The organism is Trichlorobacter ammonificans (assembly GCF_933509905.1).
Classification (GTDB): domain Bacteria; phylum Desulfobacterota; class Desulfuromonadia; order Geobacterales; family Pseudopelobacteraceae; genus Trichlorobacter; species Trichlorobacter ammonificans.
Genome location: NZ_OW150024.1, coordinates 670,001 through 686,959, shown reverse-complemented (window position 1 = coordinate 686,959; position 16,959 = coordinate 670,001). Strand labels below are relative to the sequence as shown.

16 protein-coding genes, 1 tRNA gene and 2 rRNA genes (1 of these 19 running past the window's edge) are annotated in these 16,959 nt (G+C 59.8%); 11 read left to right on the top strand and 8 right to left on the bottom strand.

Annotated elements, in window-relative coordinates:
* The first annotated feature begins 19 nt into the window (after positions 1-19).
* On the top strand, positions 20-661 hold the full coding sequence (locus RAK07_RS03050) for a carbonic anhydrase (RefSeq protein WP_305731376.1): 642 nt from the start codon (positions 20-22) through the stop codon (positions 659-661).
* Positions 662-721: 60 nt separating this feature from the next.
* On the opposite strand, the gene RAK07_RS03045 is transcribed toward RAK07_RS03050, so the two are convergent.
* Positions 722-1,054, bottom strand: a complete 333-nt coding sequence (locus tag RAK07_RS03045) for a cupin domain-containing protein (protein WP_305731375.1) — start codon at positions 1,052-1,054, stop codon at positions 722-724.
* Between the two features lie 170 nt (positions 1,055-1,224).
* Here RAK07_RS03045 and tpx point away from each other — a divergent pair, with 170 nt between their 5' ends.
* The 6 genes from tpx (at position 1,225) to RAK07_RS03015 (ending at position 6,696) form a co-directional block, all read left to right on the top strand.
* Positions 1,225-1,740: a thiol peroxidase gene (gene tpx / locus RAK07_RS03040; protein WP_305731374.1), complete on the top strand. Its 516-nt coding sequence runs from the start codon at positions 1,225-1,227 to the stop codon at positions 1,738-1,740.
* 3 nt (positions 1,741-1,743) lie between these two features.
* On the top strand, positions 1,744-2,586 hold the full coding sequence (locus tag RAK07_RS03035; protein ID WP_305731373.1) for an alpha/beta fold hydrolase: 843 nt from the start codon (positions 1,744-1,746) through the stop codon (positions 2,584-2,586).
* Positions 2,587-2,601: 15 nt separating this feature from the next.
* A complete protein-coding gene (locus tag RAK07_RS03030) occupies positions 2,602-3,474 on the top strand; it encodes a YihY/virulence factor BrkB family protein (RefSeq protein ID WP_305731372.1) in 873 nt (290 codons plus the stop codon).
* On the top strand, positions 3,471-5,891 hold the full coding sequence (locus RAK07_RS03025) for an ATP-binding protein (protein WP_305731371.1): 2,421 nt from the start codon (positions 3,471-3,473) through the stop codon (positions 5,889-5,891). The genes RAK07_RS03030 and RAK07_RS03025 overlap by 4 nt, the downstream gene beginning before the upstream one ends.
* 49 nt (positions 5,892-5,940) lie before the next feature.
* Positions 5,941-6,561 carry an NUDIX hydrolase gene (locus tag RAK07_RS03020; RefSeq protein ID WP_305731370.1) on the top strand — a complete coding sequence of 207 codons (621 nt, stop codon included), beginning with the start codon at positions 5,941-5,943 and terminating at the stop codon, positions 6,559-6,561.
* A gap of 59 nt (positions 6,562-6,620) precedes the next feature.
* Positions 6,621-6,696 (top strand) — tRNA-Phe (locus RAK07_RS03015).
* A gap of 67 nt (positions 6,697-6,763) precedes the next feature.
* Here the strand turns inward: RAK07_RS03015 and gluQRS are convergent.
* The 4 genes from gluQRS to RAK07_RS02995 are packed head-to-tail and all read right to left on the bottom strand — an operon-like array spanning position 6,764 to position 12,047.
* A complete protein-coding gene (gene gluQRS / locus RAK07_RS03010; protein WP_305731369.1) occupies positions 6,764-7,633 on the bottom strand; it encodes a tRNA glutamyl-Q(34) synthetase GluQRS in 870 nt (289 codons plus the stop codon).
* Positions 7,634-7,635: 2 nt separating this feature from the next.
* The gene (locus tag RAK07_RS03005) at positions 7,636-10,281 is read right to left on the bottom strand and encodes a CBS domain-containing protein (protein WP_305731368.1); all 2,646 of its coding nucleotides are present in this window, start codon (positions 10,279-10,281) and stop codon (positions 7,636-7,638) included.
* Positions 10,282-10,284: 3 nt separating this feature from the next.
* Positions 10,285-11,271: a UDP-glucose 4-epimerase GalE gene (gene galE, locus RAK07_RS03000; protein ID WP_305731367.1), complete on the bottom strand. Its 987-nt coding sequence runs from the start codon at positions 11,269-11,271 to the stop codon at positions 10,285-10,287.
* Positions 11,268-12,047 carry a sugar phosphate isomerase/epimerase family protein gene (locus tag RAK07_RS02995; protein ID WP_305731366.1) on the bottom strand — a complete coding sequence of 260 codons (780 nt, stop codon included), beginning with the start codon at positions 12,045-12,047 and terminating at the stop codon, positions 11,268-11,270. The genes galE and RAK07_RS02995 overlap by 4 nt, the downstream gene beginning before the upstream one ends.
* Positions 12,048-12,311: 264 nt before the next feature.
* Between RAK07_RS02995 and RAK07_RS02990 the strand changes: the two genes are divergently transcribed.
* The 4 genes from RAK07_RS02990 to RAK07_RS02975 are packed head-to-tail and all read left to right on the top strand — an operon-like array spanning position 12,312 to position 15,636.
* Complete coding sequence (locus tag RAK07_RS02990) at positions 12,312-12,992, top strand: GntR family transcriptional regulator (RefSeq protein ID WP_305731365.1); 681 nt, start codon at positions 12,312-12,314, stop codon at positions 12,990-12,992.
* Between the two features lie 11 nt (positions 12,993-13,003).
* Positions 13,004-14,410: an L-seryl-tRNA(Sec) selenium transferase gene (gene selA / locus RAK07_RS02985; RefSeq protein ID WP_305731364.1), complete on the top strand. Its 1,407-nt coding sequence runs from the start codon at positions 13,004-13,006 to the stop codon at positions 14,408-14,410.
* A complete protein-coding gene (gene ispD / locus RAK07_RS02980) occupies positions 14,403-15,110 on the top strand; it encodes a 2-C-methyl-D-erythritol 4-phosphate cytidylyltransferase (protein ID WP_305731363.1) in 708 nt (235 codons plus the stop codon). The genes selA and ispD overlap by 8 nt, the downstream gene beginning before the upstream one ends.
* 31 nt (positions 15,111-15,141) lie before the next feature.
* The gene (locus tag RAK07_RS02975) at positions 15,142-15,636 is read left to right on the top strand and encodes a thioredoxin fold domain-containing protein (RefSeq protein WP_305731362.1); all 495 of its coding nucleotides are present in this window, start codon (positions 15,142-15,144) and stop codon (positions 15,634-15,636) included.
* 53 nt (positions 15,637-15,689) lie between these two features.
* On the opposite strand, the gene RAK07_RS02970 is transcribed toward RAK07_RS02975, so the two are convergent.
* From RAK07_RS02970 to RAK07_RS02960, 3 genes are all read right to left on the bottom strand, one after another.
* Positions 15,690-16,097 carry a response regulator gene (locus RAK07_RS02970; RefSeq protein ID WP_305731361.1) on the bottom strand — a complete coding sequence of 136 codons (408 nt, stop codon included), beginning with the start codon at positions 16,095-16,097 and terminating at the stop codon, positions 15,690-15,692.
* A 192-nt stretch (positions 16,098-16,289) separates the two neighbouring features.
* Positions 16,290-16,406, bottom strand: a 5S ribosomal RNA gene (gene rrf / locus RAK07_RS02965).
* Between the two features lie 156 nt (positions 16,407-16,562).
* Positions 16,563-16,959 (bottom strand): 23S ribosomal RNA (locus RAK07_RS02960) (it continues 2,561 nt past the right edge of the window).

Sequence of the window (16,959 nt, the reverse complement as noted above, 5' to 3'; positions counted from 1 at the left end):
GACAGACGGAGGTCCGACCATGATCACCATGCTGCTGGAAGGCAACAAACGGTTCGTGCGGGATACCTTCGAAAAAGAAAAGGAATATTTCGCGGAACTGGCGAAAAACCAGCGGCCCACCGTGCTCTGGATCGGCTGCTCCGATTCGCGGGTACCAGTCAACACCATCACCCAAACCAGAGCCGGGGAAGTCTTCACCCTGCGCAACGTCGGCAACATCGTGGCCATCAACGACTGGAGCCTGTCCGCGGTGCTGGAGTTCTCCATCAATCACCTGAATATTCCCGATGTGGTCATTTGCGGTCATTACAACTGCGGCGCCATCAACGCCCTGATGCACGAGAGCCCGGAAGACCGTTACGTGCCGATCTGGCTGAACAACGCCTATAAGGCCCTGGAACGGGTGGACGAGCGGCTGCGCTCCCTGCGCCTGCAGGTGCCGGAAGCGCAACGGCGCCGTCTGGTAGAAGAGGAAAACGTGCGACTCCAGCTGGAACACCTGATGGAGTATCCCTTTGTCCGTCGTGCCATCCTGGAGGGCAAGCTGACCACCCACGGCTGGATCTACGACGTGGACACCGGCGAAATCAAGGTGATGCAGAAAAACACTGTCGCCTGCCTGGACGAAAAAGTCGCCTCCGCGGAATTAATGCCTGGCTGACATTCCCGCCGGACTCCCATGACACGCCGCCGGAGCAGACGCCGTGCCATGGGCCCGGCATCAGGCGCGTATCATTACCAGCAGCATCTTGAACGGTACCTCGGCCCGCAGGCTGTGGGGCACGTTGGCCGGCATGATGATCATCTGTCCTTCGCCAACCTGGTGATCCTCTCCGTTAATGGTGATCCTCCCGGTTCCCTCCAGCACCTGCACAAAGGCATCGTAGGGGGCCGTATGCTCGGAAAGGCCCTGCCCCTGGGCAAAGGCAAAAAGGGTCAACGTACCGATTTTCTTGTCAATCAACGTCCGGCTGACCACCGAGCCGGGTTGACAGGTGACCAGTTCACGCATGGTCATGGCGCGGCCGATAAGGCTTTCACTCTGTTCACTCATGGCGTGGGCTCCTTTTCGTTGTTACGTTCTCGTACCGTGATAGTCATCCTACGCTTCTTGGCGGACATTTCATTGATGCAGGTCAATAACCGTTAAACGGCTTGACAACACGGTGCAGGGTCGTATTCTTACGGTCAGTATACCAGACTCATATGTATCCGGAGGAAAGCATGAACGAACGTACCGGTGTGATCACCTTCAAAGGAAATCCCTTCACCCTGCTGGGTCCCGCCCTCAAGGTCGGCGACAGAGCCCCTGACTTCAGCGTGGTGGACACCGCACTGGCACCGGTTTCCCTGGCCAGCAGCGCGGGAAAAATCCGGATCATCAGCGCCGTCCCCTCGCTGGACACCCCGGTCTGTGATACGGAGACCCGTCGTTTCAATCAGGAAGCGGCCAACCTGCCGGACAATGTCGTCCTGCTGACCATCAGCCTTGACCTTCCCTTTGCCCAGAAACGCTGGTGCGGCGCTGCCGGCATCGACCGGGTCGTCACGTTGTCCGACTACCGCGACCGCTCCTTCGGCCTGAACTACGGTGTGCTGATCAAGGAGCTGCTGCTGTTGTCCCGCTGCATTTTCATCGTGGATGCCACCGACACCATCCGCTACGTCCAGCAGGTGCCGGAAGTCACCCAGGAACCGGACTACGCGGCGGTACTGGACGCCGTCCGGGCACTGCTCTAGGAGATGCCGACCCGGTCCGCCCTGATAGGGGGCAGCACCCTGGTATGGGATGATGTGGGCAGCGGGCCGTGCGTGCTGCTGATTCATGGCTTTCCCTTGTGTCGCCTCCTCTGGCGGCCGCAGATATCCGCCCTGACCGCAGCGGGGTATCGGGTTATTGCTCCCGACCTGCGGGGGTTCGGCGACAGCGACGCCAGCAGCGCTGTCGCCGCTGTCGACCGTTATGCCGACGACCTGATCGAGCTGCTTGACCATCTTGCAGTCGACCACGTGGTGGGCGTCGGCATGTCCATGGGTGGCTATGTGCTCTTCAACCTGCTGGAGCGATTTTCCCGGCGCCTATCCGCTGCGGTCTTTGCCGTCACCCGCAGCCTCCCCGACGACGAGGCCGGACGGCAGCGCCGACGCCAGCTTGTGCAGGAAGCGCAGCACCAGGGCCCCCAGGCGGTGGCCGACCCGTTCCTTGACCTCCTGCTTCCGCCGGAACTGCGCAACAGCCGGCCACGGTTGGCAGAAGAGGTCTACGGCTGGATGGTGAGGACGTCAACTGCGGGGCTCACCGCGGGCCTCTTGGCTATGGCCGCGCGCAGTGATGCGACGCCGCTGCTGGCAACCGTCACCATGCCCACACTGGTCATCGGCGCCGCAGAGGACCGGGCCATCCCGCCCGAGCACAGTCGCATGATTGCCTCCGGCATTACGAACAGCCGACTGGTCGTCATCCCGGAGGCGGGGCACTTGGTGAATCTCGAACGTCCGCTTGAATTCAACCGCGCCCTGCTTGAATTTCTGCGGGATACTGCACCCACGCCGCTGAATACCGACACCGTGCTGTGCAGCTGCTGAACGGAGCCGGTGCCAATGACCGTCCCTCGGTTCACGGGAATGCACCTGCCACCGTCGCTGGCGTCGTGCCTCGCAACACTCAAATTCCTGGGAGGGCAACTCTGTCGGCATAATCTTCTGCTCTGGGCATCGGCGCTTACCTACACCACCCTGCTGTCGCTGGTGCCCTTTCTTGCCCTGGCCTTTTCCCTGCTCAAGGGGATGGGACTGCAGGATGGCATTGCACCGCTGGTCCTGCACCAACTGGCCGGCAACTCCCATGACGTGGCGCTGCGGATCATGGAGTATATCCGCAATGCCAATACGGCGTCGGTCGGGGTGGTCGGCTTTTTGTTCCTGCTGGTCATGGTGCTGCTGATCATGGACAGCATTACCGGCGCCTTCAACCAGATCTGCGAGGCCCGGGAAACACGCCCCTTCTGGCGGCTGCTGGTGGAGTACCTGACCATTGCATTGGCGGGACCGTCGATACTGGCATTGCTGATGACCATGACCTCGCTGCTGCAGAGCCAATGGCTGGTACGCCGGCTGATCGAGGAGACGCTGCTGGCTGAGCCGGTTTTGCTCTTTTTCAGACTGGTGCCCTATATCGTGATCATCCTCAGCCTGATACTGTTGTACCGGTTTGTCCCCAACGCCTGCGTTTCCCTGCGCTCCGCCGCCATCGGGGGGACGGTGGCCGGCTTTGCCTGGCAGGCGGCGCACTGGGGCTATTTTCACTTTCAGTTCGGCGTTACCCGTAACAACGCCGTGTACGGCGCACTGGCGGCCCTGCCGTTCCTGCTGGTCTGGATCTACCTGAGCTGGATTATTGTCCTTCTGGGACTGGAGTTGGCCATGCTGCACCAGCATGGCCATAAATCATCGCAAAGTGAGACTTCTCCGTGATCAAACTGGCGCTGCGCCTCATACCGTGCCTGACCGTACTGCTGCTCTGGGCTGTTGCGGCACAGGCGGCGCCGTCCTCCATCCGGGTGGTCATGGACGACAACTATCCGCCGTTCATTTTCAAAGCGGACGACGGCAGGCCCCACGGTATCCTGGTGGATCAATGGCGCCTCTGGGAGCAAAAAACCGGTGTCAAAGCCGAACTGCACCCGATGCCGTGGGCCGAGGCCCAGCGCAGGATGCGTGCAGGAGAGTTCGACGTCATCGACACCATCTTCAAAACCGACGAACGGCTCAAATACTACGATTTTACCCCCCCCTATCAGACCATCGACGTGCCGGTTTACTATGCTGCCGAGCTCAGCGGCATACGCGACGCCTCCTCCCTGAAAGGCTTTACCGTAGCGGTCAAGGAGGGTGACGCGGTCATTGAATTTCTCCACCGCCACGATATCACCGCTCTCGCCACCTACCCCAGCTATGAAGCAATCATCCGTGCAGCAGCCGAGCACAAGGTTAGCGTCTTTTCGGCCGATCAACCGGCAGCGTCCTATTTTCTGAACAAGTTCGGTATTGTCTCGCAGTTTCGTAAAACCGCGCCTCTGTATACCGGGCAGCTCCACCGGGCAGTCGCCAAAGGCAACCAGGAGCTGCTGACACTGGTCAACCAGGGATTCCGGCAGATCCCCCCCGAGGAACTGGAGAAGATCGAGCAGGACTGGCTCGGTGTTCCCGAGGAAAAACGGCTGGCTATGAAGTACCTGATCATAGGTCTCTCTGCTGCCCTGATAATCCTGATGCTCCTGCTGGCCTCAAACTGGTGGCTGCGGGGCATGGTCAATCGCAAGACCGCCCAGTTGCAGCTCAGCGAAGCGCAGTACCGCGAACTGGTGCAGTCGGCCAACAGCGTCATTCTGCGCTGGAAACGGGACGGTACCATCACCTTCATCAACGACTACGGGTTGCGTTTTTTCGGGTTTTCAAGCAACGAGCTGCTGGGAAAACCGGTTCAGGGTACCATCGTGCCGAAACAGCAGGCGGACGGCAAAAACCTGCTCCTCATGCTGCACGATATCTTCGAGAACCCGGACGATTTCCAGCAGAACACCAACCAGAACATCACCAAGGACGGCAGACTGGTCTGGGTTTCCTGGACCAACCACCCGATTTCCGACCAGCAGGGAACGGTTTCCGAGATGCTCAGTGTCGGTACCGACATCACTGAGCTGAAAGAGGTGGAAAGCAAGCTGCTGCTGGCACGACAGGCTGCCGAAACGGCCAATGAGACCAAGAGTCTCTTCCTGGCCAACATGAGTCATGAAATCCGCACCCCCCTGAACGCCATCGTCGGCATCAACTCGCTGCTGGCTGAGCAGCTTCCGCCGGGAGAGCTGAAGGAGCTCTCCCGGGATGCCGTAGCTGCGGCCAACAATCTGCTGGAAATCATCAGTGACGTGCTGGACCTTTCCCGTATTGAAGCCGGCAAACTGACCATCAAACCGGTACCGTTCGAACCGCGCATGCTGATGCGTCACCTGGAACGGATGTTCACGGCCATGATCAGGGACAAGGGACTGCAGTTCGAGGTTTCCCTCTCTCACGACCTGCCGGACTGCCTTGTGGCCGATCCGGCACGTATCCAGCAAATCGCCACCAACCTGCTCTCCAACGCCGTCAAATTCACCGAACACGGTACCATTCGGCTGCGTCTGGCAGGCGCCCCCTCCGCCGACGGCCGCATTGCGCTTTCCCTGATCGTCAGCGATACCGGCAAGGGGATCATGCCCCAGAATCTTGAGCGGATTTTCAGCCCCTTTGAGCAGGAGGACCTCACTACAACGCGCAAGTACGGCGGTACCGGCCTTGGTCTGGCCATTTCGCGCCTTCTTGCCGAAATGATGGGGGGGAACGTCACGGTTCAGAGCACACCGGGGGAAGGCAGCACCTTTACCTGCACCATCCCCTGCGAACGGTACGGCAGAATGACGGCCGGCGCGGATGAGGTCACCGTAGAAACCGCTGCCGGACCGATCCGACGCCTGAAAATTCTGGTGGCAGAGGACTCGGTGGTGAACAGCAAGATGCTGGAAGCAATTCTGCGGATGGACGGCCACCGCATCCGCTTTGCCGTAAACGGCCAGCAGGCGGTGGAAGTCTGGCGGGAAGAAGCGTTCGACCTGATCCTGATGGATATCCAGATGCCGGTCATGGACGGGATGCAGGCAACGGCTGCCATCCGGTCCGCCGAAGCCGGCAGCGACAGACGGATCCCGATCATCGCCCTGACCGCCTACGCAATGAACGGTGATCGCGAGCGCTTCCTGGCTGCCGGTATGGATGATTACCTGCCCAAGCCGGTCACCGTGGATCAGATCCGGGCAATGCTGGCAAAAGCCATAAATACGCAACTCTCCTGACAGGCCCTGCGCTGGTGACAACAGTCAGTGTCAGTGTGCAGTAAGGTCCATGATGTCGTTGATTCAGTTCCGCTACGAAGAAATTCTGCATCGCCTGAAGCGGACGCAACCGGTGCTCTCTCCACCTCACGACCGGAAGCCGGCCGCCGTTGCCCTGATCCTGCGCCAGGGGATAACGGGACTTGAGCTGTTCTTCATCCAGCGATCCCACCATCCCGACGATCCCTGGTCCGGCAATATCGCCTTCCCCGGTGGCGGTGTCGAACCGCAGGACCTGAGCCTGCAGCACACGGCAGAACGTGAAACCATGGAAGAAGTGGGAATTGACCTGACCAGCGCACTCTTTCTGGGGCGGCTGTCCGATATCGTGGGTCATAATTTACCGGTACGGGTTTCCTGCTTCGTCTACGGCCTTCAGGAGACGCCGGTACCGGTACTTTCATCGGAAATCCGTGAAGCGTTCTGGGTGACCTTTGAACACCTGACGGCCGCAGAACATCAGATCATCCAGCCGGTAAGCTTCGAAGGACGCACATTCAAGGTTCCCGCCATTCACCTCCATCCCGCGAAACCGGTGCTCTGGGGAATCACCTACCGATTGGTCAACCAGTTCCGCTATCTGCTGGTATCCGACACCATTCCTCCCGGCGAATACGACCTCCCCCGTTAAAGGCATCACTTTTATATTGACAAACAGCGACTCATCGCCTATACAAAGTAACTCTTCTTGCCCAGATAGCTCAGTCGGTAGAGCAGTGGACTGAAAATCCACGTGTCGCTGGTTCGATTCCGGCTCTGGGCACCATGTACAATAAAAGGGGTACACCGTACGGTGTACCCCTTTTCCGTTCTGAATCGCTGACTCAGCACCGTCAACTCCCCTCTCCGCAGGCCCAGGCCAGGAGTTCGCGACAGGGCGTTCCCTCCAGAAGCGCTGGCGGTTTGCGCCCCAGAAACCGCAAGGCCCAGGCCAGGAGCTTCGATTCCTGCCCCGGCGCCAGTCCGGCTGCCAGCGACACGGGGTTGTCCCGCTTGCTCAGCTTGCCGCCGTCGGGAGCGGTCACCAGCGGCAAGTGGCCGTAGTGCGGCAGCGGCCAGTCCAACAGCTGGTGCAGCAGCACCTGACGCGGCGTTGAATCAAGAAGATCATCCCCCCGCACCACCTGGTTGACACCGGTCAACCAGTCGTCCACCACCACCGCCAACTGGTAGGCAAAGAACCCCTCCACCCGCTTCACCACGAAATCGCCGGTTGCGCCCAGGTCGGTCACGATAGTGCCGTGGCGCAGGTCGTCAAAGTGTACCGTCACCCCCGCGGTCCGCACCCGCCAGGCACGGGCAGTTCTCCCCGGTGCCAACCCGTTTCTGCAGGTCCCGGGATAGGGAACCTCCTCGCCGGGATGGGGTGCCGACGCCAGTCGGGCAATCTCGGCGCGGCTGCAACCGCAGGGATACACGGTCCCCAGCTCCCGTAACCGTCCAAAAGCTGCAGCGTACGCTTCCCCATGGTCGCTTTGTCGGCTGATCGGTCCATCCCATTCCAGACCGAACCGCTCCAGGGTGCGCAGGATGTCATCCTCGAACTCCGGCCGGCAACGGGGACGATCCAGGTTGTCGATACGCAACAGCCACCGCCCTCCGGCCTGTTTTGCCGCCAGCCAACTCCCCACCGCCGCTACCAGGGAACCGGTATGCAACGGTCCGGTGGGGGAAGGGGCAAAGCGACCGACCACCTCCGGCATGATCACACTCCGTCCTTTAGCAACCTGCGGGCAAACTCCAGTTCATCGTCCCGTGAGCGGACCTCGCCATCCAGGCGCGCTGCCAGCAGCCGCTCCTTGATCCGGCCGAAGGATGGTCCCGGCGGCACACCGATGTCGTGCAGATCGGCTCCCGTCGAGAGCAGGGTCACGTGCGCCAGTCGGACCAGATAGTGGGAGACCAGCCGCCGCAACTCTTCCTGACCGCTACGGGCCAGGCCGTACAGCAGCAGCTCGATCGGTATGTTCCGTAACAGGGCGTACACGCGGCTGTTGGCAATGGAAACGCCTCCCCTGAGCCCCTGCCGTAATGCCTGAAAATGTTTGATCGCCCGATGCCGGTGACCGAATAGCCGCTGCAGCCAGCGTCCCGGCATGGCCAGGCGGGTACAGGTCTCGCGATATTTCGGACTGTCCAGACGGTCGGTCAGGGCCAGAAAGTAGACGGCCCAGGCCTCCACCGGAGTCGGCAGGTAGAGCAGTTCGTACCAAGCCAGCGCCCGCTCGCTTTCGGCAAAGAGGTGTTCAACATCATCTCCGAAGCGCAGTTCGGCATGAATGAACGGCAATAAGCCCAGGGCCGCCATCCGGCGGACAGCGGGCAACGGCTCCCGTTCCCTGAGGATGCTGGTCAGTTCTCCCAGCAGTCGCTTTCCCCCAACCCGCTCCACCAGCCCCATGCGCACCGCGGTACGCAGCAGTCCTTCTGTGTGCGGCTCCAGATGGAACCCCAGGCGCTGCTCGAAACGGACTGCCCGGAAACAACGTGTCGGATCCTCCACAAATGAGAGGTTATGCAGCACCCGTACCATCTTTTCCCGCAGGTCCTTCTGACCACCGTAATGGTCAATCAGGCGGCCGAACCGATCCGGATTGAGACAGAGGGCCAGGGTGTTGATGGTGAAATCGCGGCGATGCAGATCACGTCGCAACGAGGAGCGCTCCACGGTGGGCAGCACCCCCGGCGACTCGTAGAACTCGAGCCGGGTGCTGGCTATGTCCAGCTTCCCGCCGGTGGGGAGCACCAGCACCGCCGTGCCGAAGGCCTGGTGAGAGCGTACCCTGCAGCCATGCTGACGTGCAAAGGTTTCAGCAAAGAGAATACCGTCCCCCTCAACCGTGATGTCCACATCCTGGTTATCGATATCCAGCAACAGGTCACGGACGAAACCGCCCACACCGTACACCGCCATCCCCAACCGCTCACCGGTCCGTCCCAGTTCCCGCAGCAAGGCCACGGTTGCTTCCGGCAAACGGCGGTTCACGTGGTGCACGATTTCCCGCTCCGACGGTTCCGGTGTCAGCGCCTCAAGATCGTAGAGGGTTTCGGTCCGGCGCGTGCCGCTGCCGTGCAGATGACGCAGCAGGTCGGTACGGGTCACCACCCCCACCAGTTCTCCCTGCCGGAAGACCGGAACGAACCGGCTGTCACCCCCGATCATCTGCTCGATCAGACCGTCCAGAGGAGTATCCTCCACCGCCTGGGGAAAAACCGTGTGCATGAGGTCGGTCACCGCAACCGTACCCAGACCGTGGTAGACGCTTTTCTCCGCCACCTTGCGGGTGATGATCCCCAGCACCTCCCCATCCTGCACTACCGGCATGGCGCTGTAGTTGTAGCGCACCATCCACTCCCGGGCCTCGGCGACACTGGCAGTGCGGTCGATGGTCTTGACCGGCGAGGACATGATCTGCCCCACTGATTTGCGGGGACGAACCGCCAGCAGCAGTAGCTGGTCCAGCCGTTCCAGCACCTGGGTCAGCGTCTGCTCTCTGACCGTTGCCGACGCCGCCGACCCGTGACCGCCACCGCCAAATTTACGCAGTAATTCCCCTACATCCACTTCCGGAACCCGGCTGCGCCCCACCAGAAAAACCCGATCCCCCATGGCCAGTACCAGCACCAGCACGTCCAGGTTCTCCATATCCAGCATCATGTGCGCCAGACTCGCCACATCCCCCACATACCAGGAGCGGGAGGCATAGGCCACCGAAAGCCGCACTCCCGCCACCTCGGTGGTCTTGAGCGATGCCAGCAGGTCATGGAGCAACTCCACCTGTGGCGTGGTCAGTTCGGGGGCCAGGGCCTCGTCCAGCAGGGCCAGCTGGCCGCCGCAGCCAAGAAGCCAGGCAGAAACGGTATAATCTTCCGGCGTGGTGGTACCAAAGGAAAGATGACCGGTGTCCTCGTGGATGGCAAGCAGCATCAGGGTCGCTTCCGCCGGCGTCGGCACGCCTCCTTGCTGTTGCAGCAGGCTACAGAGAATGGTGGTGGTGGCGCCACAGGGACGAATTTCACCACCGTCTGCGACAGGACTGTCACCGGTCCGCGGGTGATGATCGTAGATATGCAGCGTCACTCCCGACCTGCCGACCAAGTCGGCAAAGCGGCCGATACGGGAGGGATGCTGACAGTCCACCATGATCAGGCGGGAAACTGCCGACAGTTCCACCTCTTTGGCCCTGACCAGGGGGGGAAGCAGTTCGGGGTGGGCTGCGCAGAACTCGCGCAGATTCTTCTCCAGGGAGCCGGGAAAACAGAGCTGGGCCTCGGGATAAAGCCGACTGGCCGCTACCAGTGATCCCAGACAGTCAAAATCGGCATTCAGGTGAGTGACGACCAGGTCCATGTCTTATCTGCCCGCCAGTCGGGACTCCCAACGCCAGGCATCCTCCACGATGGTACGCAACGCATCGTACCGAGGATGCCAGCCGGTCAGCCGACCGATCCGCTCGGCACGCGCCACGAGACAGGCCGGGTCGCCGGGACGGCGCCCAGCCTCCACCGTCCTGAAGTCCACCCCGCTGACCTCCTTGACCATGGCCAGCACCTCCCGCACACTGCTGCCCCGACCGTACCCCACGTTCATGACCGTGGACTCGCCCCCCTGTTCCAGGTACCCAAGGGCCGCCAGATGGGCTGCGGCAAGATCCTCGACATGAATGTAGTCGCGCACGCCGGTGCCATCCGGCGTGGGGTAGTCTGTTCCATAGATGGCGGTTTCCTGACGTTGCCCCAGGGCAGTCTGGCAGGCGATCTTGATCAGATGGGTCGCTTCCGGCGTGCGCTGGCCCATCCGCCCCCGAGGATCGGCTCCGGCCACGTTGAAGTAGCGCAGGGCAGCGTACCGGAGTCCATGGGCGCTGGCCACGTCCCGCAGCATCCACTCGCTCATCAGCTTGGAGGTGCCGTACGGATTGATAGGAGCCACCATGGTTTCCTCAGAGGCGACACCTCCCTCGGGAAAGCCGTACACGGCAGCAGTACTGGAGAAGATGAACCGCTCCACTCCGAAGCGGACGCAACTATCCAGCAGTCCCAGGGTATTACGGGTATTGGTGCCGTAATACTTGAGCGGCCGGGAAACCGATTCAGGCGCAACGATGGCAGCGGCAAAGTGCAGGACCGTCGTAAAACGGTACTGCCGAAACACTTCCTCTAAGGTGTCCCGATCGGCCAGGTCGGCCTCGATCAGCTCCTCACCGTTGACCAGGGCATCCCGAAAACCGGTGGAGAGGTTATCATACACTACCACCCGGTAGCCCGCTTCGGACAGTTGACGCACCACATGGCTGCCGATATAGCCGCAGCCGCCGGTTACCAGTATCGTCTTCGTCATAGTTCCTCCCGCAGGTACTGTTGAATGGCCTTCAGGGAGCGCTCCAGCCGCTGCCGGCTGTGCGCCTCCAGGGTCCAGACAGCCTGGGGAGCGAAGCGATGCAGCAAGCCGCTTACCCGCGTGAAATCGATGGCACCGTCCCCCACCGGCAGATGATCGTCCGACTGTCCGAAGTTGTCATGCAGATGACTTTCCAGAATATGCCTCCCCAGCTCGGCAAACCACTCCTCCAGGGAAACCCGGGCAAACATGTTGAAATGTCCGACATCAAAACAGTGCCCCACCAGCGGATCGCCGATCCCTTCGATAACCCGACGCAGAGTGGACGGCTCGTCTTCGAAAATATTCTCCAGGGCGACGCAACACTCGGCTGCACGGATTGCGGGGAGGCGCTCCCGCCAGAAGGCGATGCTGTTCTCCACCCAGACATCCTGCACGGAACCATGGGACAGGCGGCTGTAACCGGGGTGGAACACCACAACCCGGGCCTTGAGCAGTCCGGCGGCTCGCAGGGTTTGGTCCACTCGCATGCCGCTACTCTCACGGATTGCAGGGTCCACCGAACCGGGATTCAAGTCCATGAACGGCCCGTGGATGGTGCAGGAAAGGCCGGCCCCGGCAAGCTCATGGGAAAAGGAGGTGAGCAGCTCCCAATCCATACTTTCCAGCGCTTCGGCGGGCAAAAACAGCTCCGGATTGATTCGCTCCGTCAGAACAAAGGAGCGATGTTCCGCCAGGCGGAGCCAGGGAAGGTGAGCACACAACAGGCTAGGCATGACGCACCGCCACCTGGGGGTCAAGTGTTATCAAAATACCGATCTGCATGAAAGGAAGCCCCGGTTAAAAGATAGCGCGAATCCACTCCGGATTCAGACAACAAGGTACTATCTGCCCGACTGGAATACAAGCTGCTTTACGCGCGACGTTTTTCCGGTACTGCTGAACTGTTCCCCTATCGGCCCCGTTGACATTATCTGCATACTGTATACAATACACACACCTACAATTCATGAAACCATGCTGGAGAAAAGTGCCTAACCATGCGAAAAACCGGGGAACGACACCAGACGCTGCGGGAAAAAATCCTTGAGGTGATCAGGGATGCCATCATCAGTGGCGACATGAAAGCCGGCAGCCGCATTTCCGAACCTGAGATGGCAGAACGCTTTGGCATCAGCCGCACCCCGATCCGCGAGGCGTTCCGCCAACTCGAATCGGAAGGGTACCTGACGGTGATTCCCCGCAAGGGGGCAGTGATCCGCTCCTTTACCCCGAAGGACGTTGAAGAGTTTTACGCCGTGAAAAGTATTCTGGAAGGATATGCGGCCCGCCTTGCCTGTGCTCGCCTCAGCGAAAAGGAGATCGACCGCCTGGAGGCGATCAACAACCGGCTTGAGGAACTGTGCCAGCAAAACGATACCAAACATTTTTTCAAGGTGCACAACGATTTTCACGCATTGTTCATCAAGGCTGCTGACAATGAAAAACTCCGTGAAATTCACAGTAGCCTGGTGGAACGGTTTCAACGGCTCCGCTTCACCTCCCTCTCCTTGCCGGGACGAATGGAGATTTCCGTGCAAGAACACCGGAAAATCATAGAGGCATTCAGGGCACGGGATGGGGTGACCGCTGAAATGCTGGTCCGGAAAAATGCCGAGTACGGCGGCCGGGTACTGATGGAAGGCCCCGGAGCACACGTAACAATGGCGATGGTGCTGTAGGAAGGCTCGTGATGACTACCGGCAACGACACGAGATGCCGCCTGCCCAAAATGGACCGCCTGCTGGACTGGCCGGAGCTGGCGCCACTTGCCCATGCTTACGGACGCCGACAACTACGGTCTGCCGCCAGAACCGTACTGGAGGACCTGCGACGTCAGCTGCCGCAGCACCCGGCCACGGATTTTTCAGCGGAGTGCATAGTTGCCCGGATTCAAAAGCTGCTGCTGCGTCAGCAGGAGAGCGGTCTTCAGCGGATCATCAACGGCAGCGGCGTGGTGCTGCACACCAACCTGGGACGTTCACCGCTTCCCGCCGCCGCCCGTCGGGTACTGCTCGATACTGCCTGGGGATACAGCAACCTGGAATTCGACCTTACCCGGGGCGAGCGGGGAGAGCGCTCTGCCCACGTCGAGGAGCTGCTTTGCGAGCTCACCGGTGCCGAGGCGGCTTTGGTAGTCAACAATAATGCGGCAGCAGTGTTGCTCTGCCTCTGCGCCCTTTCAGCGGAACGCGAGGTGATCGTCTCCCGCGGCGAGCTGGTGGAAATCGGCGGTTCTTTCCGTATCCCCGATGTGATGCGACAGAGTGGCGCCCTGCTGGTGGAGGTCGGCACCACCAACCGCACCCATCCGCAGGATTACCGTCAGACAGTTTCCGACCGGACTGCCCTCCTCCTGAAGGTTCATGCCAGCAACTTCGCGCAGGTGGGGTTTACGGCAGAAACCAGTACTGCCGAGCTTGTGACCATCGGGAGGGAAGTGGCCATACCAGTGATGGTTGATGCCGGAAGCGGCTGCCTGCTGGACTTGGAACCATTCGGTATCGCGGGTGAGGCCACTGTCCAGAGTTACGTCCGCCAAGGCGCCGACCTGGTCACGTTCAGTGGTGACAAATTGCTGGGGGGGCCCCAGGCCGGGCTGATCGTTGGCAGACGAAATCTGGTGCAACGGCTGAAGTCACATCCCCTGTTGCGGGCCTTGCGTATCGACAAGCTGACACTTGCAGCCTTGCAGGAAACCCTGCGCCTGTACCGTGACGAGCGCAAGGCCGTGGATCAAATTCCGACGCTACGGATGCTGAGCATGCCCTTTGGCGAAGTCACCCGGCAGGCCCGCCGGATGGTACGTCGCCTGCGCGCAACGCTGCCGCCAGCCATTACCCTGCGCCTGCATGACGGCACCTCGGCACCAGGCGGTGGCTCCCTGCCTTTGGTGCAACTGCCGACCCGCCTGATCGAAGTGACCGTGTCGTCGCTGTCGGCTCATCGCCTTGAAGAGCTGCTGCGCGAGACCACGCCTCCGGTCATAGGCAGAATCAAAAACGACCGTTTCCTGCTGGACGTCCGTACCATGACCACCGACGACATACCGCTGCTGGCCGGTTCCCTGCGCCAGGCACTGGAGATATCTCATGGCTGAACCACGTGTCTTTGCTTTGGTGCCCGCTGCCGGTATGGGCAAGCGAATGGGGGCTGACATCAACAAGCAGTATCTACTGCTGGACGGCATGCCGATCATTGCACGAACCCTGCAGGTATTCCAGGAGAGTGACCTGATCGATGGCATTATCCTGGTAACACCGCTTCAGGAGATACCATTCTGTCGCCGTGAGATCGTCGAGCGCTTTGACCTCACCAAAGTGCTGGCCATTGTTCCTGGAGGAGCCGAGCGGCAGCACTCGGTATTCAACGGCTTGCGCGAGCTTATGCACCATGCTGCTGACGACGATATTGTCATGATCCATGATGGGGTGCGCCCCTTCATTGACAACCGTATACTGCACCAACTACGGGAAACGGCATGCTGCCACGGAGCAGCTCTGGTAGCCGTACCGGTGAAAGACACCATCAAAACCGTTCACGACGGCATGGTTATCGGCACACCGGAGCGTTCAACCCTCTGGCAGGCCCAGACGCCCCAGGCCTTCCGCTTCGGGCTGATCCTTCAGTCCCATTCCGCAGCTGATCAAGACCACTTCCTCGGAACTGATGACTGTTCACTGGTGGAGCGTGCCGGCGGCACCATTGGAATAGTAACGGGTAGTTACCGGAATATTAAGATTACCACCCCTGAAGACATCCAGCTTGCCGAAAATTTTCTGTCGCAAAGTCGACTCTGATCACAACCGGCTTCGAATGAAAGGAATTGCCATGTCACGACGACTCGTACTCCCGTTGTTCCTGCTGCTCGCCGTCATGCTCCTGCCCACAGCTGGCATAACCTCTTCCCTTGACCTCTCAAAGGCGCTGGTCATCGGCAAAGGTCCCAAAACCGTCATCGAATTTACTGATCCGGACTGCCCCTTCTGCCGTAAGGCTGCCCGCTACTTTGAAACGCGGAATGACGTTACAAAATACGTCTTCTTTCTGCCGCTGGCCCGTCACCGCGACGCCAAGAACAAGATTCAACACATCCTGTCCCAGACCGATGGCGCCACGGCGTACTATGAGGCCATGTCCGGCAAACTGGACAACCCCGTGACACGGAAGCTACAGATTACGTCGCGGGGGATCAGACTTCAGGAGCAGCACCAGGATATTGCCAAAAATGCCGGCGCACAGGCGACTCCTACGTTTATGATCTCTGGCAGAATTATCGAAGGATTCGATCGAGCGGAAATCGAGGCGTTGCTGGGAAAACAATAGGGTGAATTATCGGGTTATATGCTGCATGCGGAAGAATATGCAGCGAGCCACCATTACGGACGATCAATCAGTGCAAGGGCCCGCAGTGCCTTGAACAACTTTTCCGGCTTCACCGGTTTGACGAGATGCGCCGCCGACTGTGCGGAAATATAGGCCTGAATAACATCGTGGGGGGTACCTAGCGAGGAAAGAATAATTATATTTACCCCTTGCTCTACTGGGATCCCGTGGGACTCTTCTAACTTGCGAATGGCCCGGGCAGCTCCGTGGCCATCAAGGGTGGGCATGACAATGTCGAGAAAGATAACGTCATACGGTCGGTCCGTGAGTAACGCCTTCCCAAACTTTTCAACTCCTTCGGTCCCGTCCGCAGCCATATCGCACACCGCATAATCAGCCAGTTGCGTGGCAAGCAACTCACGGCTCAATTCATCATCTTCAACGATCAAACAACGCAGCATCCGGCTCGACTCCTTCATGCGGCATTAGCATATGCCACAACGATGACACGCTTATACTCCTGACCTCAGCGGGCTTTGTCAACCCGAAACTGAAGTTTCTGCTTTGCTTCATGGTCTGTTGTATTTGTTTATGTTTCAGACGCAGAACGCCCCGCTTACGTTGTTTTGTAAGCGGGGCGTTGTGTTGTTTAATTCTGGCGGCGACCTACTTTCCCACGCAGCTTCCCGCGCAGTATCATCGGCCCTGAGGGACTTAACTTCCGTGTTCGGGATGGGAACGGGTGTGACCCCCTCGGCATAGCCACCAGAAACTCTGGGTAACAGCAGTGGTCAGCCTGCTGTCACGAATTGGCTGGAGATTTTCTCTCCATAATTTTCCAATTGCCTATGAGTAGTTTGTTCAGGTTGCGATTGATTTAGTGGTCGGGGGGTGGGGTTGAGCCACCCCCCTTCCATGATTTTTTTATGGTCAAGCCTCACGGCCGATTAGTACCGGTCAGCTGAATGCATTACTGCACTTACACACCCGGCCTATCAACGTTGTAGTCTCCAACGGGCCTTCAGGGGTTGTTACACCCAGGGATACCTAATCTTGAAGGAGGCTTCCCGCTTAGATGCTTTCAGCGGTTATCCGTTCCGTACATAGCTACCCAGCGACTGCGCCTGGCGGCACAACTGGAACACCAGCGGTACGTCCATCCCGGTCCTCTCGTACTAAGGACAGCTCTTCTCAAGTATCCTGCGCCCACGGTAGATAGGGACCAAACTGTCTCACGACGTTTTAAACCCAGCTCGCGTACCGCTTTAATTGGCGAACAGCCAAACCCTTGGGACCTACTTCAGCCCCAGGATGCGATGAGCC